20 protein-coding genes are annotated in these 25,797 nt (G+C 50.9%); 6 read left to right on the top strand and 14 right to left on the bottom strand.

Features of this window, described 5'->3' with window-relative positions:
- Positions 1-5: 5 nt before the first annotated feature.
- Positions 6-1,151, bottom strand: a complete 1,146-nt coding sequence (locus L2725_RS01465) for a TDT family transporter (protein ID WP_249247287.1) — start codon at positions 1,149-1,151, stop codon at positions 6-8.
- Between the two features lie 179 nt (positions 1,152-1,330).
- Complete coding sequence (locus L2725_RS01460; protein WP_249247286.1) at positions 1,331-1,846, bottom strand: DUF2087 domain-containing protein; 516 nt, start codon at positions 1,844-1,846, stop codon at positions 1,331-1,333.
- 397 nt (positions 1,847-2,243) lie between these two features.
- Here L2725_RS01460 and L2725_RS01455 point away from each other — a divergent pair, with 397 nt between their 5' ends.
- The 4 genes from L2725_RS01455 to L2725_RS01440 all read left to right on the top strand — a co-directional run bounded on the left by L2725_RS01455 (position 2,244) and on the right by L2725_RS01440 (position 6,774).
- Entirely contained in the window at positions 2,244-3,212 is a 969-nt protein-coding gene (locus tag L2725_RS01455; protein ID WP_249247285.1) for an MBL fold metallo-hydrolase, read from the top strand.
- A gap of 277 nt (positions 3,213-3,489) precedes the next feature.
- The gene (locus tag L2725_RS01450; RefSeq protein ID WP_115137298.1) at positions 3,490-3,741 is read left to right on the top strand and encodes a chaperone NapD; all 252 of its coding nucleotides are present in this window, start codon (positions 3,490-3,492) and stop codon (positions 3,739-3,741) included.
- Positions 3,742-3,748: 7 nt separating this feature from the next.
- The gene (gene napA, locus L2725_RS01445) at positions 3,749-6,232 is read left to right on the top strand and encodes a nitrate reductase catalytic subunit NapA (RefSeq protein WP_249247284.1); all 2,484 of its coding nucleotides are present in this window, start codon (positions 3,749-3,751) and stop codon (positions 6,230-6,232) included.
- Between the two features lie 122 nt (positions 6,233-6,354).
- Positions 6,355-6,774: a nitrate reductase cytochrome c-type subunit gene (locus tag L2725_RS01440; protein WP_249247283.1), complete on the top strand. Its 420-nt coding sequence runs from the start codon at positions 6,355-6,357 to the stop codon at positions 6,772-6,774.
- 79 nt (positions 6,775-6,853) lie between these two features.
- On the opposite strand, the gene L2725_RS01435 is transcribed toward L2725_RS01440, so the two are convergent.
- The gene (locus L2725_RS01435; protein ID WP_249247282.1) at positions 6,854-7,102 is read right to left on the bottom strand and encodes a hypothetical protein; all 249 of its coding nucleotides are present in this window, start codon (positions 7,100-7,102) and stop codon (positions 6,854-6,856) included.
- Between the two features lie 501 nt (positions 7,103-7,603).
- Here L2725_RS01435 and L2725_RS01430 point away from each other — a divergent pair.
- Positions 7,604-8,491, top strand: coding sequence for a LysR family transcriptional regulator (locus L2725_RS01430; protein ID WP_249247280.1), 888 nt, complete (start codon positions 7,604-7,606; stop codon positions 8,489-8,491).
- A gap of 99 nt (positions 8,492-8,590) precedes the next feature.
- Here L2725_RS01430 and fusA read toward each other — a convergent pair whose 3' ends face one another.
- From fusA to L2725_RS01400, 6 genes are all read right to left on the bottom strand, one after another.
- Positions 8,591-10,684, bottom strand: coding sequence for an elongation factor G (fusA, locus tag L2725_RS01425; protein WP_248934089.1), 2,094 nt, complete (start codon positions 10,682-10,684; stop codon positions 8,591-8,593).
- A 369-nt stretch (positions 10,685-11,053) separates the two neighbouring features.
- Positions 11,054-11,935: a universal stress protein gene (locus tag L2725_RS01420; RefSeq protein WP_249247278.1), complete on the bottom strand. Its 882-nt coding sequence runs from the start codon at positions 11,933-11,935 to the stop codon at positions 11,054-11,056.
- Between the two features lie 113 nt (positions 11,936-12,048).
- The gene (locus L2725_RS01415) at positions 12,049-13,638 is read right to left on the bottom strand and encodes a diguanylate cyclase domain-containing protein (protein ID WP_249247276.1); all 1,590 of its coding nucleotides are present in this window, start codon (positions 13,636-13,638) and stop codon (positions 12,049-12,051) included.
- Positions 13,628-13,981: a hypothetical protein gene (locus L2725_RS01410; RefSeq protein ID WP_249247274.1), complete on the bottom strand. Its 354-nt coding sequence runs from the start codon at positions 13,979-13,981 to the stop codon at positions 13,628-13,630. Before L2725_RS01410 ends, L2725_RS01415 begins: the two co-directional genes overlap by 11 nt.
- A 74-nt stretch (positions 13,982-14,055) precedes the next feature.
- Positions 14,056-15,306 (bottom strand): porin, encoded by a 1,251-nt coding sequence (locus L2725_RS01405; RefSeq protein ID WP_249247272.1) that lies wholly within the window; start codon positions 15,304-15,306, stop codon positions 14,056-14,058.
- A gap of 166 nt (positions 15,307-15,472) precedes the next feature.
- Complete coding sequence (locus tag L2725_RS01400) at positions 15,473-20,026, bottom strand: ATP-binding protein (protein ID WP_249247271.1); 4,554 nt, start codon at positions 20,024-20,026, stop codon at positions 15,473-15,475.
- 120 nt (positions 20,027-20,146) lie between these two features.
- Between L2725_RS01400 and L2725_RS01395 the strand changes: the two genes are divergently transcribed.
- Positions 20,147-21,058, top strand: coding sequence for a LysR family transcriptional regulator (locus tag L2725_RS01395; RefSeq protein ID WP_115137309.1), 912 nt, complete (start codon positions 20,147-20,149; stop codon positions 21,056-21,058).
- An 85-nt stretch (positions 21,059-21,143) separates the two neighbouring features.
- Here L2725_RS01395 and L2725_RS01390 read toward each other — a convergent pair whose 3' ends face one another.
- The 5 genes from L2725_RS01390 to L2725_RS01370 form a co-directional block, all read right to left on the bottom strand.
- Positions 21,144-22,478, bottom strand: a complete 1,335-nt coding sequence (locus L2725_RS01390) for a transporter family protein (RefSeq protein WP_249247269.1) — start codon at positions 22,476-22,478, stop codon at positions 21,144-21,146.
- Positions 22,479-22,581: 103 nt separating this feature from the next.
- On the bottom strand, positions 22,582-23,262 hold the full coding sequence (locus L2725_RS01385; RefSeq protein ID WP_249247268.1) for a hypothetical protein: 681 nt from the start codon (positions 23,260-23,262) through the stop codon (positions 22,582-22,584).
- Between the two features lie 41 nt (positions 23,263-23,303).
- Positions 23,304-24,008, bottom strand: coding sequence for a C39 family peptidase (locus tag L2725_RS01380; RefSeq protein ID WP_249247267.1), 705 nt, complete (start codon positions 24,006-24,008; stop codon positions 23,304-23,306).
- 30 nt (positions 24,009-24,038) lie between these two features.
- Positions 24,039-25,118 (bottom strand): hypothetical protein, encoded by a 1,080-nt coding sequence (locus tag L2725_RS01375; RefSeq protein ID WP_249247266.1) that lies wholly within the window; start codon positions 25,116-25,118, stop codon positions 24,039-24,041.
- A gap of 51 nt (positions 25,119-25,169) precedes the next feature.
- On the bottom strand, positions 25,170-25,730 hold the full coding sequence (locus tag L2725_RS01370; RefSeq protein ID WP_249247265.1) for a hypothetical protein: 561 nt from the start codon (positions 25,728-25,730) through the stop codon (positions 25,170-25,172).
- Positions 25,731-25,797 lie beyond the last annotated feature (67 nt).

The raw sequence follows: 25,797 nt of genomic DNA, 5'->3' as shown, positions 1-25,797 counted from the left end.
AGCTTCTACCCTTTGCGAGACTTTACCGGCGGCGCTTTGGCAGGTACATGCAATATATGCCCCTTCCTCAATCCTTTGGCTGTGCCCACTGCGGCAGTTAACCAGGCCAGCAACAAGCCGAAAAACAACACCACAGCCATCCAGGAAACCAGCGTCAGTCCAGTATAGTGCGCCAATTGAGTGGTACCTGTCACACAAGTACCAACAGGAAAGGTAAAGGCCCACCAGGTCAGCGCAAACGGCATGTTACGGCGTATGGCTCTGATGGTCAGCAAGCCGGCAATCATGGACCAGTAAAAGGCAAATCCCCAAACCGGGATGCCATATAAAAGCGCCATGGTATGAAAACTACTGCCAATATCAGGGGGCAATATGCTCTGCGCGACCACGCCCAAACTGCCAATGGCAGTAATAGACTGCCCCAGAGGCCCGAGCACTATCCAAAGCGTTGGCACTCGCGCGCCACCGGATGTACCGGAATGAGATAATCTGCGCCAAATCAGAGTAATGATAATAATCGAGGCCATCAGACTCAGACCAAACATGGCATAGCAGGCATAGAGCAGAGTTTGCTGCAGTTCAGCGCTCGACGCATGGGGAATAAGCATTGCACCGATAGTAGCCGACACCATGGGTGGCACAACCGGCATTAACCAACCGCCAAAGGCAGCATCATCTTCAGTCTCATAACGGGTGAAATGCAGATAGGGAATAATGACAGCGGTCAGCAAACCGGTCAGAGTACCGGCAATCCACAGCACCCAGCCGATAGTAATGGCCAGATCGGCAGGCATCAGATGATGACCCAGAAGCACAGAACCTCCCCCAACAGTCAGCATAGCCATCGGTGGCGCCCCAAAAAACTGAGCCATCACGCCATCGTTAAGCTGACGTTTGAGAATATGAGGCTTGAAGATGGCCTGAGCCGTTTTAATCACCAACAGTAACACCAGCATGATGGCGGCGATCACCCAAACAGTGATGGCAAAACCGGTCAATTGCTCCGCCACCAGAGGCAACCCAGCAGCGGCGTTGGCGATAATGCCCGTCCCCATCACCGAAGCAAACCAGTTGGGACCAATTTCACGGTTGTATTGCGGTGTTTCAGTAACAGCTGCAGTGCCAGTTTCTACGTGAACAGGATCAGTCATCGCCCCTCCCGGAGTCTCTAGTCATGATCAAGTTAGCGCGCCAGACGGTAACTTTCAAAGACAGTTAAGCGCATTCTCAGACATTCGAAGCTGGATATTCGTCCCACCAGATACAGAAATATTAATGGCGGAATGAAAGTAACAGAGGGCAAGAGACTGCCCTCCGCCATAATACACAGCTACTCAGCCCAATAATCAGCGAGCGACTTCAACTCATCCGGTGGAGTTGCATTGGTACGCCAATAATCCCGGCCATCTATTGTGCGCCCCAGCAGCTTTTGATTGCACAGCTCACGACGGATGCGGGCGAAATCCCCAAAATCTTCATAACGGCTGATAATCTCATTCACCTCTCGCTCGCTGTACCTTTGCTGGTACTGAAAACGGCAGGCAAAGAACCAAAGGCTCAGTTTCTGCAGGCTGAATTTCACTGGCCAGGAGTGCAACACATAGTCTGATGACATAAAAGGCTGCAACTTGCGGGGGACTTCGACACTCAGCCCTGAACCGGCGTCATTGACCGACTCTGCATCCTGTTTCAAGTGCTGATAATTGCTGTACCCATTGGCCCTGGCCAGAATATTAAGCATCTCTACATGGGACGGGAACGACTCACAGCTCATCAGCTGTTTACGCAGGGACTTAGCCAATGCAGAGAGATCTGCACAGGCAAAGGGAATGGTTTCTCTGGACATAATCTTACCCATAATTCGGGTGCCGCCACTGCTATTTTAATAAAAAACACAGCGTCAGTGATCGCCCTTATGACATTGGCACTCATTACACGTAAGAGTTTTCAAGTCAGATCGAGTTAGCTGGCAGGTTTAACGTCCGAGACCTCATCAGAGGTATCAGTGGCGATGCCTGGGTGAACTGCAGACCCAGAAAGCATGTTACCTCAGGGCGAAAAAACCGCAAATAAATTTAACATTCATCCAAAGTCAGATTGTGGTGATCAATCAGCTCCTCACTGGAACAATCGCAACAAACCAACAAATCATCCAATTTTTCAGAATTTACCAATCGTTAACACCATCTTAGACTAAATGGCGAGTGAAATACCAAAACAATACTCTTAAGTGGAGACAATAGATGAAAGTAAAAGGAATGTTGGCAGTCGCTATCACTCTGTTCGCCAGTGGCTATAGCCAGGCTCAGGAACCAGTGTGGGATGGCAATAAGGTGGTACTGGTTTCAGAAAAACTGAGCGATGGTGTTTTTGCTTACTATCCATCAGATGCCAAAGCACTTGAATCAAAAGGCGCTCCTGTTGCCACCAGCGGCGGTTTTATAGTGGGTGACAAAGGTGTCCTCGTGATTGATACCATGCTGAATAAGCGGCTCAATGCTCAGGTTCAAAAATTGATTTCACAGGCAACAGACAAGCCGCTGCTCTATGCGGTAAACACCAGCTTTCACGGCGATCACTCCTACGGAAATATGTATCTGCCTCCTGAAACCAAAATTATTCAGCACCAAAAAACTCAGGATTACATCACAAGCCACTTTAAAGCCGACACCGAATTTATGATCAGCAATTTTGGTCAGGGCAGAGGCATTGAAGAGATAGTCCCGGTCGCTGCGGATATTCTGGTGGGTAACGGCGGCAACATCATGCTGGAACTGGGTGGCCGGACTGTAGAGATCATCGATTTTGGCTTTGCTCAAACCGGGGGAGATCTGTTTATCTGGGAACCTGAGGCAAAAGTAATGTGGACGGGTAATCCTATCATTACCGTTAAACCCTCACTGCCCTGGTTGCTCGATGGACACCTGCTGGAAACTCTGGAAACACTCAAGGCGGTTTACGCATTCCTGCCTGAAGACGCCAGGATAGTTCCGGGTCATGGTTCAGTGATGGACCGGGAAGATATCAAGTGGCACATCGACTACCTGGACGCCATTAAAACTCAGGTTCAGGCCGCCATCGATGACGGTCTGACACTGGAAGAAACGGTCAAACGGGTCACACTGCCGGAATTCAGCGGTTACGCCCTCTACGGATGGGTACATCCGGCTTTGAACGTACCTGCTGCATACAAGGACTTAAAGAAAGACTAATGCTTCTGCACCAGCCAGCCCAAATCCGGGCTGGCAAACTCTTCCCTGAAAAATTTGATGTAACTCACGCAGGCAACTTATTCAACATTTGCTAATAAATTGTTAAATTTCAATTCCTTGATTGAGATCACACTGAAAAACATGATCCCAATCAAACAACATCCCCATTACCTCTGATGGGGTATATAAAGGCCTAACCAACTCCTTAAGACTGATGTTATAGACGCCAAAACGTGGTGACAAAGATCACGTAAGTCAATCAGTTAGGGAGCTTTGTATGCCCTCGGAATACCATGTATCCAGTTTAGTTTTGCATGCCCATCAGGACGCTATTGAGTCTGTACGGGCGAGCATTTTGGCTCTTGCAGGAGCCGACATCCATGCCGTCAGTCCTGAAGGCAAATTCATTGTCACCCTGGAAGGTGACAGTCAAAAGAGCATCCTCGCCGGAGTGGAATCCATGCAGGCCCTGGAAGGCGTTTTGTCCAACAGCCTCATCTACCACCATGTCGATTCAATAGAAGAGTGAGAAAACCATGAGTATCAGTCGTCGCGAGTTTATCAAAGCCAATGCCGCGGTGGCCGCAGCTACAGCTGTGGGTATGACCCTGCCGGTAAAGGTGGTGGAAGCTGCCCAGAACGTCTTCCCAATCAAATGGGATAAGGCGCCCTGCCGTTTCTGTGGTGTAGGTTGCAGTGTTTTGGTGGGAACCGAAAACGGAAAAGTCGTGGCTACCAAGGGTGACCCGGAAAGTCCGGTTAACCGGGGCCTGAACTGTATCAAGGGCTATTTCCTGTCCAAGATCATGTACGGTAAAGACCGCCTGGAAACCCCACTGCTGCGGATGAAGAACGGCAAGTATGACAAGGAAGGTGAATTTACCCCTGTCAGCTGGGATGTTGCCTTCGACGTGATGGCCGACAAGTGGAAGAACACATTGAACACCAAGGGCCCGACCGCCATCGGTATGTTCGGCTCAGGCCAGTGGACTATCTGGGAAGGTTACGCTGCTGCCAAGCTGCACAAGGCAGGTTTCCGTACCAACAATATCGATCCCAACGCTCGTCACTGTATGGCTTCTGCCGTAGTGGGCTTTATGCGTACCTTTGGTATGGATGAGCCAATGGGCTGTTATGACGACCTGGAAGCAGCCGACCACTTTGTGCTGTGGGGCGCCAACATGGCCGAAATGCACCCGGTACTGTGGGCACGCCTGACCGACCGTCGTCTGAGCCACAAAGACTGCAAAGTACACGTACTCTCGACCTTTGAGAACCGCAGTTTCGAGCTGGCCGACCACCCTATGGTGTTCCGCCCTCAGTCTGACTTGGTTATCCTCAACGCCATCGCCAACTACATCATAGTGAATGGCGCCGTTAATAAAGAGTTCGTTAACAAGCACACCAAGTTTGCTCTGGGTGTGGATGATATTGGTTATGGCCTGCGTCCCGACCATCCACTGGAGAAAAAAGCCAGGAACCCGGGCAACGGCAAATTCAGCGATATCAGCTTTGCCGAGTATGCCGAATTCCTTAAGCCTTACACTCTGGACTATGCCTCCCAGATGAGTGGCGTACCCATTGAGCAGTTGGAAACTCTGGCCAAGGCCTACGCAGATCCCAAGATCAGGGTGATGAGCCTGTGGACCATGGGTATCAACCAGCACGTACGAGGGGTATGGGCCAACAACATGTTGTACAACCTGCATCTGTTGACCGGTAAAATTGCCACGCCCGGCAACAGTCCCTTCTCTCTGACAGGTCAGCCTTCCGCCTGCGGCACCGCTCGTGAAGTGGGTACCTTTGCCCATCGCCTGCCAGCTGACATGGTGGTGATGAATCCAAAGCACAGAGAAAAAGCTGAAAAAACCTGGCAGCTGCCTGCTGGCACGATTCCTCCCAAGCCTGGCTACCACGCCGTACTGCAAAGTCGCATGCTGAAAGATGGCAAGCTGAACTGCTACTGGACCATGTGTACCAACAATATGCAGGCTGGCCCCAACATCAACGACGAAATTTATCCGGGTTTCCGTAACCCTGAAAACTTCATCGTGGTATCCGATCCGTACCCGACTGTTACCGCCGTTTCTGCCGACCTGATCCTACCTACTGCCATGTGGGTAGAGAAAGAAGGTGCCTATGGTAATGCCGAGCGTCGTACCCATATGTGGCATCAACAAGTGAAGGCTCCTGCAGGCGCCAAGTCCGATCTGTGGCAGCTGATGGAGTTCTCCAAGCGCTTTAAAGTATCTGAAGTATGGCCGGCTGAGCTGATTGCCCAGAAACCTGAATACGCAGACAGGACGCTCTATGAAGTGCTGTTCGCCAACGGCGTTATCGATAAATTCCCAAGCTCTGAATGCAAGGGTGAGATGAATGATGAAGCCGACCACTTCGGCTACTACGTACAGAAGGGCATCTTTGAAGAGTACGCCACCTTTGGTCGCGGTAAAGCCCACGATCTGGCTGAGTTCGACAGATACCATGAAACCCGTGGTCTGCGCTGGCCGGTTGTTGACGGCAAAGAAACCCTGCGTCGTTACGTTGAAGGTTCAGATCCTTATGTTAAGGCAGGCGAAGGCTTCAACTTCTACGGGAAACCAGATGGTAAAGCGGTGATTTTCGCCCTGCCATACGAACCTGCAGCCGAAGAACCTAACGAAGAATATGATCTTTGGATGAGCACAGGCCGGGTGCTGGAGCATTGGCATACAGGCACCATGACTGGTCGCGTACCAGAACTGCACCGCGCCTATCCGGATGCCCAAATCTTTATGCACCCTGACGATGCCAAAGCCAGAGGCCTGCAGCGTGGTGATGAAGTGATTGTGGCCTCTCCACGTGGTGAAGTGCGTACCCGGGTAGAGACCAAGGGCCGCAACAAGCCGCCTCGCGGCGTGGTATTCATGCCATTCTTCGATGCCCGTCAGCTGGTCAATAAGCTGATACTGGATGCGACGGATCCTATCTCCAAAGAGACGGATTTCAAGAAGTGTCCGGTTAAGGTGATGAAGGCTTAAGCCTGGTAACCGCTCAATGTTGAGCCACTGCCTTGTGAGCCTTTTGGGCTCACAAGGCAGGCCAACAGCAAGAATTAACAGCAGCAATAACTTTTAATTGCCTCCTGCTCAGAGATAACACGATGAAAAAATTAGTTTGCGTAGCCATGCTTGCCCTCGGCCTGAGTGCGTGTTCCGGTCAGGCCCCCCTGCCCGATGCCCAGCCGGTTAATGTGAAGTCACTGGCTGGTGACAGTAAAATCAGTGAGGTTCGTCCGGCAGATGTGATGCCTGAGTACCCAAACCGCGGTAAGTCAGTGGAGCGTACCTTTGCCGACCAGCCACCTTTGGTTCCGCACAAGGATTACGCTATTAACATCAAAAAGAACACCTGCATCAACTGTCACAGCCCTGCCAAAGCCAAACGTATGCGCACCACTTCGGTACCGGCTTCCCACCTGGAAGCTGACGGTCAGACACTCAAGGGCGAGAACTACTTCTGCACCCAATGTCACGTCCCTCAGGCCAGCAATAAGCAGGCAATTGTGGACAACAGCTTCTGATACTGAGTCTCTATCGTAAAATCACAAAAGCCACCCTGGGGTGGCTTTTGTTTAGCATAACTTTGTATCCAGTCTGGTGCTACTCAGGCTTAATGCCCATCAGCTTCAAAGTCTGAATCGCATCCTCATCGCCAGCAGCTGCACGGGACATCAGTTCCCGAATCGGCCCCTCCCAAACAGGGTCTCCCTCGATCGCGGTTGGGCTAACCTGATCGCCATCCTGTTTAGCTGACTTGGCTTCCCATGCAGCATCCCCCTCCAGTGCGGCAACTGCCGAAGTGGACGCCAACATACCGGCCAACATAATCGTGGTCACTTTCCATGACATAGCTCTTTCCTCCTTGAAATTTCAGCCTCTCCATTGTTACTTCCAACACGTAAGGATGAAAGCGGCTGATAAGATTTCCACCGTTCGATGCATCGGCATTAAACGTTAGATTGATAGCTTAGCTGAAAAATTGAACTGCAGATGGAAAAGCCTGAACAGAATGTCACGAAGGCAGGATTTTTACTAAAAAACAGATAAAAAAAACCCCGGTCAACGAGTCCGGGGTTGAATGCATAAAGCTTCACAATGTAACCAAATTGAGTGATTGGATCCGCTGAGAATCAGATCCGGCAGAATTCATCACTTCTGCCAACTGCCACCGGTCTCTTTACCGACAACTGTCACGAAATCAATCTTGCTGCGGAGCGGGCCTGAGAAACCCGACATTAATCAGAAAAGAGTCCGACTAAATTCACCTCCGTTTTTCGACGGAGAGAAGATTAAATCTTCTGCCTTTATTGGTAAAATGAATTAATTCCATCAACTGGATTCCAGATCGGCATGAACATTCCAATCAAGACATTACGCTGTTTTATCACCCTGGTGGAAACAGGTAACTATACCCGCGCGGCGGAGAAGCTTTACCTGACCCAACCAACATTGAGCAAAATGATCCAGCGCCTGGAAGAGCAACTGGGGCAGACACTGCTTATTCGCAATAACCAGAAGGTCACACCAACCCAGGCGGGGATTTTGTTTGAAGCCAGCGCCAGACAGATGATTGGTCAATGGCATCGCCTCGAGCAGGAGATGACTAACCTTGCAGGCGTTAAATCCGGGGTATTGCGACTGGGCGTTTGCCCTATGATGAGCAGCCTGTTTATCGGCCTGCTGGTTGAGTTCCGTAAACGTTACCCGGGCATCACTCTGGAGATGGCAGAATACGGCGGGTTTGGCTGTGAGCAGGCATTGATGGAAGACAAGCTGGATATCGCCTTCGCCATTCTGCCCATTACCTTTACCGACGAGCTCGCCAGTACGCCACTGAGGTGTTACCCGCTGATGGCCTGTCTGCCAAAGGGCCATCCACTGACCGCCAAACAGGAGTTGTCCTGGGCGGATTTGGGAGACTATCCCTTTATTCTCTATAACGAAGATTTCTCTTTATCAAAGATTATCACCCGCCTGAGTCGTGCAGCCGGTGTTGAACTGAATATCGCCTTTCGCAGTGGTCAGTGGGATTTTCTGGCGGCCATGGTGGAAGCAGATATGGGACTGGCGCTACTGCCTGAGCCAATTTGTCAGCGTTTGGATAACAGTGAATTGGAATTTCGACCTATGTCGCCGGGGATGAACTGGGACCTGGGGATTGCCTGGCGCAAGAATCTACCCTTAACGCCCGCGGCCAATGCTTTGTTGGAGATGTCTCAAAAACAGGATGATAGATAATCGATCAGGTAACTGACGACACAAGAATCCAAGTCGAGTCCAGCCATAAAAAAACCCGCCATCAGGCGGGTTTTTATTAAAGCTTAGTTAGCGCAAGAATTACTTCTTAGCAGCGTCTTTAGCTTTAGCGTCAGCAATTACTTGCTCAGCTACGTTGTTTGGACATGGAGCGTAGTGTGAGAACTCCATAGAGAACTGACCACGACCAGAAGTCATAGTACGCAGGTGACCAATGTAGCCGAACATTTCAGCCAGAGGTACATCACCCTTGATACGTACGCCAGTCAGACCAGCTTCCTGGTCTTTGATCATGCCGCGACGACGGTTCAGGTCACCGATTACGTCACCAACGTGATCTTCTGGAGTGAACACGTCAACCTTCATGATAGGCTCCAGCAGCTGTGGCTTGGCCTTAGGCATGGACTGACGGAATGCACCCTTAGCAGCGATTTCGAACGCGATTGCTGAGGAGTCAACTGCGTGGTAAGAACCATCGAACAGTTCAACTTCAACGTCCAGTACTGGGAAGCCAGCCAGAGGACCAGTTTCCATCATAGATGCGAAACCTTTCTCAACTGCAGGCCAGAATTCCTTAGGAACGTTACCACCAACTACAGTAGATTCGAACTTGAAGCCGCTTCCTGGCTCACCAGGACGGATGCGGTAGTCGATCTTACCGAACTGACCAGAACCACCAGACTGCTTCTTGTGAGTGTACTGATCTTCGATTGGCATGGTGATGGTTTCACGGTATGCAACCTGTGGAGCACCAACAGTCAGTTCAACACCGAAGGTACGCTTCAGGATGTCTACTTTGATGTCCAGATGCAGTTCACCCATACCTTTCAGGATGGTGTCACCGGTTTCCTGGTCGGTTTCAACCTGGAATGATGGATCTTCAGCAACCATCTTACCCAGTGCGATACCCAGCTTCTCAGAAGCGCCTTTATCCTTAGGAGTAACAGCGATAGAGATTACTGGCTCAGGGAAGATCATTGGTTCCAGAGTACATTCATGCTTAGGATCACACAGGGTGTGACCAGTCTGAACGTTCTTCATACCAACTACAGCGATGATGTCACCAGCTTGTGCGTAGTCGATCTCGTTACGGTCGTTAGCGTGCATCTCAACCATACGGCCGATACGCTCAGTCTTACCGGTAGCAGAGTTCAGAACGGTGTCACCCTTCTTCAGCTTACCAGAGTAAACACGGATAAAGGTCAGGGCGCCGAAACGGTCATCCATGATCTTGAACGCCAGAGCGCGCAGTGGCTCATCGATAGATACAGTAGCAACTTCACCAGTCTCTTCACCAGTTTCTGGATCAGTCAGAGGCTGTGGGTCAACTTCAGTTGGAGATGGCAGGTAATCTACTACTGCATCCAGAATCAGCTGCATACCTTTGTTCTTGAACGCACTACCACAGAAGGTAGGGAAGAACATCAGGTCACGGGTCCCCTTACGGATACATGCTTTCAGCTGTTCGATAGATGGCTCAGTACCTTCTTCCAGGTATTCCATCAGCAGATCTTCGTCAGCTTCCAGAGCAGTTTCGATCAGAGCTTCACGGTATTCAGCAACCTGATCAACCATGTCAGCTGGGATTTCTTTGATTTCAAAGTTTTCTGGCAGACCGGAATCATCCCAAACGAAAGCTTGGTTGTTCAGAACGTCAACAACGCCCACGAACTCGTCTTCACGACCGATAGGCAGGGTCATAACCAGTGGGTTTGCACCCAGAACGCGCTTAACCTGACCAACTACGCGGAAGAAGTCTGCACCCATACGGTCCAGCTTGTTCACGAAGATCAGACGAGCAACTTCAGATTCGTTAGCATAGCGCCAGTTGGTTTCTGACTGTGGTTCAACACCGCCGCTACCACAGAATACACCGATACCACCGTCCAGAACTTTCAGAGAACGGTAAACTTCTACGGTGAAGTCAACGTGTCCAGGGGTGTCAATTACGTTGAAGCGGTGATCTTTCCAGAAACAGGTAGTCGCCGCAGACTGAATGGTAATACCACGCTCAGCTTCCTGATCCATGAAGTCCATGGTAGAGGCGCCGTCGTGTACTTCACCCAGACGGTGAATTTTACCGGTGAGCTTAAGGATACGCTCGGTGGTCGTGGTTTTACCCGCGTCAACGTGAGCGAAAATACCAATATTTCTGTATTTTGATAAGTCGGTCATGATTCAACTTTTTTGCTTAGTTTAGAAAGTAGACGGAGTATGCCACAAATCGCAGCAAACCACACATCAGATTTTAAGGCGCATATTGTAAATGCGAAACGCTCAAGAGCGCAAACTGAGCTTGCACTTTTTCACAACAAGATTGGGAGTTATTCCTGCTTTTTGGCAAAAAAACTCCACGGTTTAACTCCTTAGAAGAAGTTATCGATTATTTTTGTGTTAACAGCAGCTCAACCCCAGATAGATAGTAGGGTTAACGCCACGGGAAATAAGAGAAAGCCATCCCTGAATCAGCGTTTTACCCGCTCAGGCATGGCTTATTTGATATTTTCAACGACTTAGCTTTGCCTCATGGGCAAAATTACCGCTTTATGAATTTTCTTGTGCCAGCAGTTCATCAAAAGCAGGGATAACCAGCACATGGCTGCGCATCTTGCTCAGAATGGCTTCTGCGGTATTGCCAATCACATGACCGAGTATCCCTTTACGCTGACGAGCACCAATCACAAAGTACTGGGCTTTCAGGCGGCAGGATAACTCATACAGGCAAAGCTCGGGGTCACCTGCGATCACATGAATCTGCTCTTCCGGCAGTTCAAGAGCTGCCAACTCATGGGCAAAGCGTTCACGGGCATTGGCCGCAACTGTGGCATTGTCTACCAGATCCAGATCGTTAATCACTACATGCATACGACTTACATAGGCAACATGCAGCTTACCGCCGGTTGCTTTGGCCAGCGCTTTACCCCGTGCGACAACAGCCTTGTTCAATTGCTGCTTAACCGGACTGTTACTGCCCAGATCCACAGCAACTAACACATCGTCTCCAGTCAACTGAGGGTTATCAGTCAAGAACAAGAGTGGCGTTTTGGTATGGCGAATAAGGTGCCAGTCGGTGGGCATAAAGCGATCGCTGTCGTGGATCGCTTTTACCATCAGAGAGTAACCGCCGTTATAGGCAGCTTCAGAGGCATGTTCATACAGGTGCTTGTGCCAAAGGCTGTGGACAGGTACATCTTCTGCGCCCAACTGTGCCAGTTTGGCTTCAGCGGCCTGTTTGGCCTTTTTAACGATGGCGGCCTGAGTCACGGGCGTGACAGCAGGAATGTAGTGCTCGAAATCGGGGAGGTGCTCATAGCTATATGCAAATACTTCCGGAGCCATCTCCAGCTGCCTGGAAAGCTTAACTCCATGACCGACGGCATCTGATTGGGCATCGGTTTTTTGGGCGATAATATAGACCTTGTCCATTACATTCCTCCTGAATTTTAATCCCACGGAGAAACTAGTTGAACAAAATTAATCCACACTTAATTTGAGGGTTAGGCTGGCTGAAGCGAGATATACATCACACTATTTTTATTTCAGGCTACGCCTGTTGAAAGCCGCCCAAATCTGAAGTTGCCGCGACCATGTTGTTTAACCTCGTACATGGCCATATCCGCAGACTCAAGCATCTGCTCCAGCGTACTGCCGTGATGGGGATAGACAGCAATACCTATGCTGGCACCTATTTCACATTCAAGCTCGTCGTTAACGGCGATGGGCAGGTAAAGACTGCTCAGCGCCGTTTTCGCCAGGCTTCTGAGGCGGGTATAGTCCTTGTCGACGCTGGGTACGCCAATAACAAACTCATCGCCCCCCCAGCGCGCGACCATCACATCATCACCCAGGGCTCCAAGGCGCTCGGCCACCACTTTAAGCACGGCGTCGCCAGCTTCATGTCCGTGGATATCATTGACGGGTTTAAACCTGTCGAGATCGATAAGCAGCAAGCCCATCATGGCATTATTCTGATCTGCCCGACGCATCAACTCTCTCAGTACCTGTTCACCGGCACGGCGGTTTTTCAGATGGGTCAACATGTCATGCTCAGCCTCAAACCGGATCATCCTCTCCCGATAGGTGCGTTCAGTCACGTCGTACATCATCACTTCCAAAATGGTTTCTTCACCCTCCTGCTGTCCCTGTACTTTGGAGAACAGGCAGTGCACCCACTTGAGAATATCCGAATCCACAGTTCTGAGTTGCAACTCCATCTCCACGTGGTTGGCGAACGGATCGCTGCGGAAATTGTGCAGGAACTCTTCCAGCTCAGCCTGCTCCTCAAACCATTCCACCAGAGTGCTGCGGCAACTGCGGGTTTGACTGCCACTGAGCAAGCAAAAGGCCTCATTCACTTCCAGCAAGGCGTTATTACTGTCGACCAGGCAGATACCGGCACTGGCTTTTTCGAAGATCAACCTGAACTTGCGCTCCAGCTGTTCAGTCCTTGCCCTCAGGCCCCGTTCCTGTTCCAGAGACTCGTTCAGATTGTTGATCAGGGTATTAATACCACGTACCAGGCAACCGATTTCATCTTTCTCATGGCGTCGTGGCACCGTGAGCATGGCGTTGGCTCCAGGGACAATCTGCTCCACTTTTTGAGTGAGAAAATTAAGCGGAGCCGTCAGGGTTTTATGCACTAACAATGACACCAATACAGCAATGGCCAACGCCTGAATTGCCAATACCCAGGCCTGACTGACCGCCCCCTGCGTCGCCCTCTCATCGATATATGCCTGGTTGGGCATCAGCAAGAGTTTGCCCAGAGTTTGGTCGCTGAAAAATGGGTGATGAATCTCGAACCGAATCACCTCGGCGGCCTGCAGGTCAAAACCCCTGCTGCCCATCCATGCCTTATCCCCTTCGGTCAACATGGCACCGGCGACCAAATCATTGATCTCCAACCCCTGCACTATCTCTTTCGCGAGCTCAGCGTCCTGCACATAAAGCGCAACAGAGGCTGTACTTTCCACCGTAAGCGCCAACTGGCTTATCTGATTTGTGGCAAGCTGCTCAGCCCTGAACTTGGTATCCAGATAAAAGAACACACTGGCCACTACGGCTGCGATAAAAGCACCGATACCAATGACCAGGGCTACTTTGATATACAGCTTGCGATTAAAGATCAAAGCGATGCACCACCTTCATCTTTTCCGTTACATCCGAACTGCGAACAAAGCTAATGGCCGATGGTGTACTGCCAATCCGCTCACTCAGTGATTCAAGATTACGTATCTCCTCCGGCTGACGTACCCGTCCGGAAAACTGCAGTCGTGCCCAGTAGGCATTAACCTGCGCCAGATTGCGATTCACCAGCGAACGATAGAATGCCTCCCTAACCTGCTGATCGCTGGCATTCTCGTAGACGGTAACGGATCTGCCATTGGGAAAGGTCCGATATCGTCCCATAAAGATGTCCACCAGCTCATTGTGAGTCAGCGATTCAATGCTACTTTCGGCATTTACAACCACCCAGAGCCCCTCCTCCGCTCTAGCCGGAAGCATGATGACCAACAGTAACAGTAGTGTTGATAGTCTCTTCATGGCTAAAAAACAAAGCTCAGGTTGATGGAAAACAGTTGCACTCTTTGGTCCTGCGATTCAGGCGCTTCCCGAACCCACAGAGCACTGCCCTGATCCCCGATATTGACGTAGTCCCACTGTAATTTAAGGGCGAAATCCTCTGCGAAGTCCCAACGCACTCCTGCACTGAATGTATGTTGTTGCTGCCGACTGGACTGATATGCATGTTCTGCGGCCTGATGCAGAGCTGAAAGCTGCATCTGTTGCTCGGGGGGGAGAAAAGGCTGTATCAGAGGTGGCTCAACTTCAGGAGTATTCTCCGTATGCCTGACTCCCGCGTACACACCATAAAAGGTGAAGTCTTCAACACGTCGACCAATGCTGATATACCCTGAGATATAGGGTTGTAGCGGCTGCCAGTTGGTATCTGTATAGCCGAGTTCGGACTGAATAAGCCAGTGACCACTATCGTATCTGGCTCCGGCGGCATAATACTCAGAGATGCGATTTTTGTAGCGAATGTCAGCCGCTATGCTTCGGCCCGCGGGCCAAAGAGTGGCCGGCACGGACTCTATCATACTCAATAACGCATCCGCTTCGGGGTTGTTACCGGAGATATCCGAACGGGCAAAAGCCAACCGCCATAACCAATCGTGGGAAGACAGGCTCAGGGTTAGAGCGCCAATCGCATCCAGCTCTATATTGACAGTTTGATCTGCGCCAGCCAGATCTGAGTTATTGTTGCCGTAGGCTAACCTGGCTTCAAACATGTAGTCATTGAGGTGGCGACTATAGGTGATATCCAGACCGTTATATCTGGTAGTTGAAGAGATAACACTGTAAAACTCAGGCACTGGGCGAGCCCACAGGTAAGCGTAAGATACATCCTTGTATTCAGACAGCATGTACAGATCCAGCCCCAGCCTTCCGGCTCGGAATGACCATTGCTCATTGGGCTGGTAACGTATAAAAGCCCATTCCAGAGCGTCCTCCAGATCATCACTGACTCTGTCCATCAGCAATACCTGAACCATGGCATCGAAATGATTGTTAAATCGGGCGTTGAGCTGCAATCCCATCATGCTGTCAACATTGGCACTCCATCCATGGCCAGAGGCTTCCATGGTGTAGTCCCGATGAAATCCGAGCACCCTGCTATCGTTATGAATAACCCCAATATTGCCAAAGCCACTGAACTTTACATCAGGCTCCGCCAGCGCGACCTCACTCCATGGTAACAACAGACTCAGGCATAAAAGCATGTACCTGCTCAATTCTATCTCCCGAAAACATTCAGCGCGTAGACCTCCTTAAGCTTAGAAGCTTTCAGCAGATAGTGGTAAGTCAGTTACCCCTTAATATCAGGCTCAGACTAGATAACTTACAGGCAAAAAAATACCCGCCAATTGGCGGGTATTCGATGTTAAAGCTTACAGCCGATTACTCCTCAACAGGAGAGACTACAAACAGCAGGTCCCCCTGAGACACCTGTTGGCCATTGGAGTTCAGAATACGCTCGATGCGATATTTCTTATCCTCTGGGTACAGTACTGCGTTTTTGCGGTTGAAGCCTGCCAGGGTCACCTGGGAGAACATCTTCATTGCTTCGGTCAGCGCCAGTGTCTGGTCAACAGTCACTATGTCACCTTCCTTAACGAAGTCCGCTTCGCCCGGAGCCGGAGAGGTATAGAAGATACCTGCACCCTGGGCCAGTACTTTCAGCTCGTCACTCTCACCGACACGCAGGGAGGCAGTATCTACGGCCTGAGTCTCTGCGGCTGCTTCCATCTCAGCGATCAGCTCAGGGATATCCAGCTCTGCCATCAGACGTGGCAGGTAGTTGGTATCGTACACACCTTCATTGAAAGTAGAGTCCTTGAGGATACGCTTCAGCAGTGGGATGTTGGTAGAGATACCCTTAATCACCACACTTTCCAGGTATGCCAGCAGCTTGGCCACAGTATCTTCACGGTTTTCACCTGTCATGATGATCTGGGCAATCAGACTGTCGTAGTAAGGCGATACTTCTTTATCTTCACCAGCAATGGAGATGATTTCAACATCCGGATGCTCTGGCATCACGTACTCGGTGATCAGGCCAGGATTAGGCAGCAGCTGCAGCACGTTGTTGCTGTCCAGCGCAGCCTTCTCAGCGGTCACACGTACTTCGATGGCATAACCCTTGTCCTGAGCTTCCAGCTTCTCAATAGAGCGACCAGCTGCGATATCGAACTGGGCACTGACGATGTCGATGCAAGAGGTAGCTTCAGTTACCGGGTGCTCTACCTGCAGACGAGTGTTCATCTCCATAAAGTAGACTTCGTTGGCATCCAGGTTGTAGATGAACTCCACAGTACCTGCGCCCATGTAATCTACTGCGTTACCCAGTGCACGGGTGTATTCCAGCACCTGCTGCTTCAGCTCTTCAGGCAGCATGGTTGAACCAGATTCTTCCACTACCTTCTGGTTGTTACGCTGCACTGAACAGTCACGCAGACCCAGAACCTTGGTGTTACCGAACTTGTCACGCAGCAACTGGACTTCAATGTGACGAAGAGAGGTCACATATTTTTCCAGATACAGGTCACCGTTACCGAATGCCGCCGCCGCTTCGGTGGAGGTCTTCATAAACAGTGGGATCATATCCTCAGGGCGCTGCACCACCTGGATGCCTTTACCGCCACCGCCCTGTACCGCTTTCAGCAGCACCGGGTAACCAATTTCGTTGGCTACGTTCACTGCTTGCTCGGCGTTGCTCAAAATACCGTGAGAACCCGGTACCACGGGCACATTGTTGGCCTGAGAGGTCTTAATAGCGTTGGACTTGTTACCCATGGTGGTCATGGAGTGTACGCTTGGACCAACAAAGTTAACGCCATTGTTTACACACAACGCAGCAAACTGCGGGCTCTCAGACAGGAAGCCGATACCTGGGTGCAGTGCATCAACCTGCTCATACTCGGCAACTTTCAGCACTGAGTAGGCGTTCAGGTAAGATTCGTCAGAGGTGTTACCACCCAGACACACCAGCTTGTCGTTGTCCTTCAGCATATCTGCAGGCACGGCAGTCATATCAGGATCAGAGGCCACCAGCACCACATTGATGTCGTTATCATGGGCTTTGCGGATCAGTTTCACCGCAGTACAGCCACGGGCATGTACCAGCACCTTGTCGATAGGCTTCATCAGGGCACGAGGGTCATCCTGAACCAGCTCTTCATCTTCCAGCTGCATCTCTGGCACCAGAGTAGACAGGGCGCTGCCAATCACATCGTCGATGTTCTGAGTTGGCATTGGCATCAGAGGATCGATGCTGGCCAGCTGAGAATCCAGAGTCTCACTGAATGGGTTGTGTACCATACCATTCATCGCACCCGGCACCTTGGACAGATAGTTGGACAAGGTAGAGGTGGATGGCAGGTAAGCAGGTACCACCATTTGACCGGCAAACGGCATATTGGTACCGGACAGGTAGTAGGTCTGCACCAGAGGGTGAGTCACAAATGACGCCTGAGCACCACCGGTACAGTCACCGAAACCGAACATCAATACAGGCAGTTCGTTATCACGGATAAAGCGGGTAATACGGTCGTTAACCACAGCCATGGAGAAGAGTGCCGCCGCGCCCTCTTTGGTCTGCATACCACCTGAGCTGATAAAGCATATAACCGGCAGCTTACGCTTGGCACACTCAATCAGCAGGGCTGAGAACTTCTCGGCACTCGCCATATCGAAGGCACCAGCCTGGAAGGCCGTGTTGGATACAGCAACACCCACTTTGATCTTCTTGCCGTCACGGTTGAAGTCAGCGATACCGGTAATCAAACCACATGGACGAATGCCCTTGTCCAGCGCGTCTTCGATAGACAGACGGAAACCAGGGAAGTTCAACAGGTTAGCTGACATCTTATCCGCTTCAACTTCATCGAACTGAGTGAAGAACTTGCTGATGATGTTTTCCCAGGTCATGGTGCCGGTCTGCTTAACATCGCGCAGCACCTTTTGGATCAGCAGATCCTGATAACCCATGGTCAGACGGTTCCAGAAGTCTTTACGACGACCGATACGCACTGGGTTGATGGCACCTGTGTACTGAGTAGAGTCTTCTTCACTGTCGAAGTACTCAGGCAGCAGACGCTCAAAGAAGTAAGTCAGAATAACGAACAGCGAGTTGTTCAGCTGTGGGAAGCCCACACTCTTCCACTGCTCTACGCGCACCAACAACTCGGCACGGTTGGACTGACCCATAAAGTACTTCAGCCACTTGTAGAACTTGCTCTTATCGTTAGCCACATCCTGAGTCGACAGGGCCTTGTCGATAGAGGTGTGCAGCAGGCTGTCTACAGACGCACGGGACAGACTCTTGGTCATCATGGCTTCCTTGGCGATAGAGGCCAGGTTCACCACAACGTTATCGTACAGGGCGTTAAAGATAAGAATGTTGTAGCACTGCCAGATAAAATCTTCGCGCAGTTCTTCGTTAACCACCACATCCAGCACTGTCATTTCGTTCAGTTCAGGCCATGGCTTCTGAGTCACTTCGGCAGGCAGATTTTCCAGATACTGGATCAGGCCTTTGAAGTTGTTGGCAGCATTGCTCTTCCAACGGTGGTACAGGGACCAACCAATGTTGAACATCAGCGCCTTACGCGCCTTCTTGTAGTTCTCTTTTGGTTCACCCAGGATCAGACGGGTCAGCATGTTACGTTCAGTGCTGATCTCATCACGCTTGGCAATAAAGTTGCCCCACAGCTTGTTCAGCTCATCGTCGTAAACCAGCTTGTCCGGACTTGCCAGCCAGGTCTGGAACACTCTGTCCTGCTCTTGCTGAATACGGGCTTTCAGGTCACCTTCAGGCACACTCACGCGGGACAGACGACCATACTGCTCAGTAGAGATGGAGTGGATACGGCTGCGCAGCGTCAGATAACGCAGGTAGCGATAGGCACTGCCAAACAGGTTCAGGTGCATGGTTGGGCTGCTGGCAACCGCCAGTTCAGCGTGATGCTCAAGCGACTTCAAACCTGAAGATGGGTTCAGGAAACGGTCCAGAGAGCGGTCATAGTGTTCACGCAGATCTTTGGACTCTTTAACGAACTTAACCGCAGCGCGTTCAACCGCCTCAATAGAGGAGATGATGGCACGACGCAGGTTGTGCTGACGCTCGTCACGGTCAGAAGGCGAGAAGTCAATGATGCCGTCGATACAACCAGCGGTGTACAGCTCTTCAGGAGATACACCTACAGACTTGGCACACTCCTGCCAGGACAGGTTGTATTTACGGGCAATGCTCTGCAGGCCCTGAGGCTGAATGGTGTTAAAGATACCGTCACGCAAAGACAGCAAAATGTTGGCCGCAGCCAGAGGAATCGCACCACCGGAGTAACCGGCACCGATAACAATACCGACAGTAGGTACGTCAACGTTGGCACTCTCGGCAATGGCCTTGGAAATAGAGTGCGCCTGGTTGTGGCTATTGGCGACTTCGCCTGCATCTGCCCCGGGTGTGTCAATCAGGAAGATGATAGGCATGGACAGCTCGGCGAACAGGCGAATGGCCTGGCAGCAAGCCATATGATGTTCTGGCATCCAGGCACCGTTGGCGGTGCTGCGTTCCTGGGCGATAAAGCCCACGCGACGGGTGCGGGAGCCGAAGTTCAGTTCAACTTCAGCACTGTAAAATGGACCATTGTGGGTCTCGCGGATCGCTTTGCCTTTCAGGTCGGCAATAATGCGCTTGGCGCCGGGACGGTTTTTATCCTGAGTCGGTTGAATCACCTTGGCGACATAACCATCTACATCCAGGCTCGCCAGGTCTTTGAGGTTGGTCTGGATAGCGTCGTCATCCAGCAGCCCATGGATCTCGTCTGATAAGCTCTGCTTGCTGTGTTCCGGAAACAGAGAAAAATCTTTTGCCAGGTGCTCAGCTTGTAAAAAAAGCGGATCGGCAGTCACTGCTTGAGTCGTGTTAGCGGGCTGATTATTGCTGGTCATCTAAAGATCCTCTGCTTAGCCTCTGAAATTTTTAGCCAATAAATATAACTTTGTTATTAAGTCAAATACCATTAAACTGCCTTGGACGCTTTGTTCCATATTTGAGACAGTGAGTAAAACATGCCAGATTTGAACGGTATGATGCTGTTCGCAGCCGTGGTCAGGGCCAAGGGCTTCTCTCAGGCAGCACGGGAAACCGGTATGCCTAAATCCACCATAAGTCGCAAAGTCGCCCAACTGGAAGAGCAGCTTGGGGTCCGATTATTACAACGAAACACCCGCCACCTGAGCCTGACTCAAGTGGGCGCGCTGTTTTTCCAACATTGCGAAACCATCTGCCACGAAGTGGAGGCCGCCAAGGCAACCATAGAAAACACTCACAATGACGTATCAGGTTCATTGCGGGTGGCGGTACCTGTCTCTTTCAGTCAGGAAACCATTGCCAGCCTGTGCAGTGGATTTATGCGACTTTACCCAAATATTCAACTGGATGTTCAATTTACCGACAATGACGTCGGTTTGGTGGGGGAAGGATACGACATTGCAATCAAATATGGACCCCTTCAGTCATCCGACCTCGTTGCAAGGCTGCTGTTTGAGCGTCAGCCAATTCTGGTAGCAAGCCCGGGATACCTGAAGAATAAAGGCACTCCGGCCACTCCCAAGGAACTGGCCGGACATCATGGAATATTGCTGGGAACCTCCCGCAGCGCACCAATTTGGCCGCTGGGTAAGGGCAGTCGCAAGACTATGGTGAACTTTCAGCGCAAAGTCAGAGTTAACAGCGCTGTGATGGTTAAACAGCTGGCCATGGACGATTTTGGTATCGCCATGTTGTCTTCATCCAGCTGCAAAAATGAAATAGCCAGAGGTAGTTTGGTTCCCATTTTGCAGGAATGGCCTATCGAGCCGTTCAAGGTTTACGGTGTTTACTCCAGCCGCCGACAACTGGCGACCAATATCAGCGTATTTCTGGATTTCTTTACCAAGCGCTTTAACAGTCAGGAAGCCGCTCAAGCCTTGATGTTCTGATTGTAAAAAAGAAAAAAGGCGGCCCGGGCGGACCGCCACTCGCTTCCGGGAAGGTGTAGAAGCGACAAACTTACGATTCTGTATGTCAGAAGCGATAAGGGAATCTCAGGCTGATCTGATAGTCGGGAGTGTCCTCGGTCAGACCGGCGCCAATACTGGTTACCATGGACAGCGAATCGGTCAGCGCCAATGTCGCCCCCAATCCCAGCGTCGCGGTATTGGTGTCAGATCTCGGAATACTCTCCCAGGGTCCTCCCTCTACTCTTTGTTTGGTTTTGCTGAAGAATCTTTGGTTGAAGCTCATCCCCAGACTCATACGCTCAGATACCGCAAACGCCAATCCAACGCTGTAATCTATATAATCACCCAGGTCGATTTCACCGGGGACAATGCCTGCCTGGCCGGTAATATCATCAAACTCCTGAGGCAGGTTTACCCCATAGTTAAGGTTGAAAAAGACAATGGCCGGATCATAGGTTTTTGCCAGACTGAAGCCGGTCGAAACTCCCCACACACCGTTACCGGATGCCATCTCACTGGGATAGGTCAGGTTGCCTGACTCAGATGTCAGCAACTCGATGCCGTAGGGATCTTTACCCGTTGGCGCTTTCACCCTCAGATTCCATACCCAGTCCGGCGCATCCTGAGTCTCCGCCATAATCCTGTAATAGATACCCGCACTGACATCCCCCAGCAACGCATCATCCACTCTGGCTACTTCATATCTTTGGCTTGAGTTGCCCTCACCCACTGAGTCAAATTGGTTTTCTCTATAGATGTAGGGAACACTTAAATCTATCTGCCAATTCTCGTTAAAACTGTAGCGAGTGGTCAGGTCCAACTGCACATTAGAGGTGCGTATCCTGTCCAGATTCAGATTCCCCAGGAAAATCGCATCCAACGCCAGGAAGCCACGTAAAATCAGGTCCTTGCGACTGAAATAGCTGTAACTCAAAGACGGTTCTATACTGAATTTGCGACTGAATACAGTATGGGTTTCCTGTAATACATCCTCGGTGCTCCGGCTTCTGTCAGGTGCCTTCTTGGTATCCTCCACCTGAGTCCCGGCCCCCGCTTTATCAACCGCGGTTTGATTGGTCACCTTGGCCGGAGCCTGTTGCACTGACTGTCTGGCAATCTGCTGCTCGGCCTGCTTATTGGTCCCCTGCTGCGGTCGCCCTTTATTGAACACCTGCTCGCTGTTCAATACCCTTTGCGCCATGTTGTTGAGCGCTTTTTGCTGTTGCTGCATTTGCTGATTCATCATCAACAGCTGCCGCTTAAGCCGGGTGATCTCCTGTCTTAACGCCTCCTCTTCCTGGGGCGTTGCCGCTCTTGCCACCGGTGCATCATTAGCCCACGCAGCAGATGTACTTCCCAATGACAAAAGCAATATGGTTGGTAAGACGCCTTTTTTCATGGCATACCTCGCATGTCAATGTGTCACCCGGATACTTGTGAATGCCCGGCTCCGGATGAACAGGGATGAAGGCGGGAGAAACATGCTCCCGCAAAGGTAAAAATTAGTGATTTAATCCCAGCAGCTGTTGAGCCAGCACGCCCGTGGGTATGGTTCCGATATCTATCCCTGCATATCTGAGGTCAGAAAGATTGCTTATCGCCTGAGCACCACCATGGATGTCTATGCTTTGCAGTAACTGACCGTTGCCGCTTTGATTCAGGATCCCCTGGACGGCGACGCCGGATGGCAGATTAATCTGCATGCCCAGTTGACCGGTTTGAGTGGAGAACAGCACATCTCCCTGACTACTGACCCATTGCTGGCCAATCGCCACAACCACGCCATTTTCCAGCGGAGTCAGGGTTCCTTCTGCCAGAGACATGTCATTGAATGCCCGGTTACTGCTGCCCGCTATCTGGATCCTTTGCTGCAAACCGGATTGCTGGCCCAGCAGCTCAAACTGAGCCGATTCTGATGTGGCTGTTACGGCATCAGAGACTGTCACCTGCATGCCGGAGGCAGCAGAGATCTCCACCTGCATATCCGCCTGTCGAACCTGACCATCCGGCTGGATATAGCGGGTTTGCATCAACAACCCAAAGTAGTAGTCCTGACCACTGACGGTATACTTGCCACGGATTGCACCCAGCTCGTCTTCTGACAGCTCCTGAGGTTGAGCCATCACCGCACCTGCCAAAGTAAGGGCCGGAAGACCCAGCAGTTTCAGTATTTTCGCTCGCATAATCCCTCCTGGAGACGCTATTGAATCCGGTAAATACTCCGTCAGAGCATGTCTGAATAAGAGAAGCCAAACTCCATCAACTCGGCATCAGACAAAGGTGACACAGGCTCAAGCGCCCTGTAGCTCAGCCTTTCTCTCGGATTCAACAGTATTGTGTCCTTCTCATATGCCCGGCCGATCACGACAAATACCACCTGGTTCCACTTACCCAGAAAGTCCTTCTTTGGAATAATGCGATTTCCCAGCGCCGGATCTCCCAGATAAACCATGCCTCTGTCGATGCGTCTGAGCACCACAAAGTGGTTGTAGCCATTGTCGTTAATCAGCACTATGGCCGGTATTTTCAGCTTCATCAGCTCCTCTATACCAACCCGATATCCCCTGCCTCTCAGGGACTTTTCCTTGAGAAAATGTTTCATATCCAACAAGGAAAAACCCTTCTGAGCCACCACTTCCATGTCCGCTTGCTCCAACATGCCGTTCATCACATCAAACTCTTTAATATCCGGCATGCCGTAGGCGAATTTGAGAATAGTCGCCAGGCTTGCAGCCCCACAGGAAAAGTCAGTTTGCTGTGGCACCAGGTGCTCGAATTTGCGTTCACGTATGCTCTGAATGGATTTCTGATAGTGCCCCATATTGGGGACCAGGCCGTTAAGCACAACTTCAGCACTTTGTACTGGATGCCAGCACAGCAAAAGCATGGTTAGAGACAGAAATTGCCGACTGTTTAAGGTCATGGGCATATGGGGGGAGACCAGCTCCCCCTTCCCTTTTTAGTTTTCGCCAATCGGTGTACCTGACGCGCCAATCGCGGTCAGAGACAGATTGTTGGCCTGCAGGTTGCCGGTGCCGGAGGCAACATTCACACCGATATTACCGCTGGCGCCGTTGAAGGCGTTGCCGTTAACACGGGCGACATTGCTGCTTCTCTGCTTAACCTGCTGAATGATCATTGGCAGGTTACCGGTCACAGTCCCGGCCAGTGCAAGTTCACCCTCTTCATGGAAGCTCATGGTTTCATCTTCACCGTTATTACCGGATGGCGTACTCTGATCTAAGTCGATATGCCCCCACAGTGTTTCATCACCTGAGTCATGAACCCCATCAGGGTCCTGCCAGATCTCTGGGTAGTACTGGGAAGTCATTTCGGAGTCGCCACTGTAGGTACCAGTCGCATCCAGCGCCAGAGAGACCTGAACCTGAGCATAGGTATCTTCCACTACACCAGTATTCATGGTCATATTGCCACCGGTAGCCTGGTTGTTGGATACAGAGGCTTCGCCCAGGCGACCGTTATATACAGATGCCGCCATATTGTTGGCCTGAACGTTGTTGTTACCAGAAGCAACGTTCACCCCTATGTTACCGCTGGCACCGGCAAAGGCGTCACCACCTATACCTGCAGTATTGGTACTGGCATAGTTGCTGGTGTAATTGGTCATGCTGGTTTGGTTACTGAAGATTTCGGCATCACCGGAACCAAATGCAAATTCCGCGTCGATTGCAGCCAGAGCAGCAGAATTAGCCTGGGCGTTGTTGTCACCTGCGGCAACGTTCACGCCGATGTTACCGGCAGCATTCTGGAATGCGGCATCCGAGATGCTGGCGTTATTGTTGTGGTAGTAATTTGAGCCTGAGTTATATACAGAGCCCTGATTATTTTCCACAACTGCCATACCCAGACCATTGGCCGTGATATTGCCGTTGATAGTCACTTTTCCTTTGTACTTAAGGTCCTTCTCAACGCTTACCTTTTTCTTCAGGGTAACGCTTGAATAATCACCATCATCGGTTGCCATTGCAGGCACGCTGATCACGGCCGCGATAATCATAGCTAAAGGTAGTTTGTTCATCTTCCATTCCTCCATTTGGACTAAGGGAAAGCACACTTGGCTGTCCCAAGATTAATTCCCGCCTGATAGCTGCAACGAGAATTGATTTACGGCCACATTGCTGTCGCCGGAAATCTGATTGAGCTGAATAACCCCCTGAGCCTGATTCAGGCTATCCGGGGCAATTTGGGTTTGATTGGTGGAAAGCACACCACTGTCAATGCCTGGAGACAGGGCGCTGACCAAAGTCAAATCGCCATCCTCGAGTGATGTGGGCATAGCTGAAATAGCACCAGCGTTAAGCTGGATGTTCTGGTCACCACTGACCTGATTGACGCTAAGCAATCCCACAAAACCGGCAAATGCCATGGATTCAATGGCTGTCATGGCGTCTCCATCACCACCAAGTACGTCATTACCTGCAAGCTGATTAAGCTGCGCTGTGTGGGCCATCTGACCTATGGCATGACTATTGGCCTGTTGATTGAAGTTGCCGGACGCCATATTGACCGAGGCCTTTCCATTCGCTCCCTGAAATGCCTGGTTGCCAATTACGCTGACATCCTGAGCATGCAAAGAGGTCGAAGTGATAATCAGCAAAGCCAGTAACCCACCCTTGTCTGTTCCTTTCACATCCCCTCCCATGTCATCCGTACAATCCACGTAGTTCATCGCAAGTGGGATGCCAAACTTGGTAATT

The sequence above is a fragment of the Shewanella corallii genome, assembly GCF_023349125.1.
Classification (GTDB): Bacteria; Pseudomonadota; Gammaproteobacteria; order Enterobacterales; family Shewanellaceae; genus Shewanella; species Shewanella corallii.
This window is presented reverse-complemented; position numbering and strand designations above follow the sequence as displayed.

What these genes read in the sequence shown, in the direction of transcription:
- L2725_RS01465 (WP_249247287.1), bottom strand. Translation starts at nt 1,151, where the DNA reads ATGACTGATCCTGTTCACGTAGAAACTGGCACTGCAGCTGTTACTGAA.
- L2725_RS01460 (WP_249247286.1), bottom strand. Translation starts at nt 1,846, where the DNA reads ATGTCCAGAGAAACCATTCCCTTTGCCTGTGCAGATCTCTCTGCATTG.
- L2725_RS01455 (WP_249247285.1), top strand. Translation starts at nt 2,244, where the DNA reads ATGAAAGTAAAAGGAATGTTGGCAGTCGCTATCACTCTGTTCGCCAGT.
- L2725_RS01450 (WP_115137298.1), top strand. Translation starts at nt 3,490, where the DNA reads ATGCCCTCGGAATACCATGTATCCAGTTTAGTTTTGCATGCCCATCAG.
- napA (WP_249247284.1), top strand. Translation starts at nt 3,749, where the DNA reads ATGAGTATCAGTCGTCGCGAGTTTATCAAAGCCAATGCCGCGGTGGCC.
- L2725_RS01440 (WP_249247283.1), top strand. Translation starts at nt 6,355, where the DNA reads ATGAAAAAATTAGTTTGCGTAGCCATGCTTGCCCTCGGCCTGAGTGCG.
- L2725_RS01435 (WP_249247282.1), bottom strand. Translation starts at nt 7,102, where the DNA reads ATGTCATGGAAAGTGACCACGATTATGTTGGCCGGTATGTTGGCGTCC.
- L2725_RS01430 (WP_249247280.1), top strand. Translation starts at nt 7,604, where the DNA reads ATGAACATTCCAATCAAGACATTACGCTGTTTTATCACCCTGGTGGAA.
- fusA (WP_248934089.1), bottom strand. Translation starts at nt 10,684, where the DNA reads ATGACCGACTTATCAAAATACAGAAATATTGGTATTTTCGCTCACGTT.
- L2725_RS01420 (WP_249247278.1), bottom strand. Translation starts at nt 11,935, where the DNA reads ATGGACAAGGTCTATATTATCGCCCAAAAAACCGATGCCCAATCAGAT.
- L2725_RS01400 (WP_249247271.1), bottom strand. Translation starts at nt 20,026, where the DNA reads ATGACCAGCAATAATCAGCCCGCTAACACGACTCAAGCAGTGACTGCC.
- L2725_RS01395 (WP_115137309.1), top strand. Translation starts at nt 20,147, where the DNA reads ATGCCAGATTTGAACGGTATGATGCTGTTCGCAGCCGTGGTCAGGGCC.
- L2725_RS01390 (WP_249247269.1), bottom strand. Translation starts at nt 22,478, where the DNA reads ATGAAAAAAGGCGTCTTACCAACCATATTGCTTTTGTCATTGGGAAGT.
- L2725_RS01385 (WP_249247268.1), bottom strand. Translation starts at nt 23,262, where the DNA reads ATGCGAGCGAAAATACTGAAACTGCTGGGTCTTCCGGCCCTTACTTTG.
- L2725_RS01380 (WP_249247267.1), bottom strand. Translation starts at nt 24,008, where the DNA reads ATGCCCATGACCTTAAACAGTCGGCAATTTCTGTCTCTAACCATGCTT.
- L2725_RS01375 (WP_249247266.1), bottom strand. Translation starts at nt 25,118, where the DNA reads ATGAACAAACTACCTTTAGCTATGATTATCGCGGCCGTGATCAGCGTG.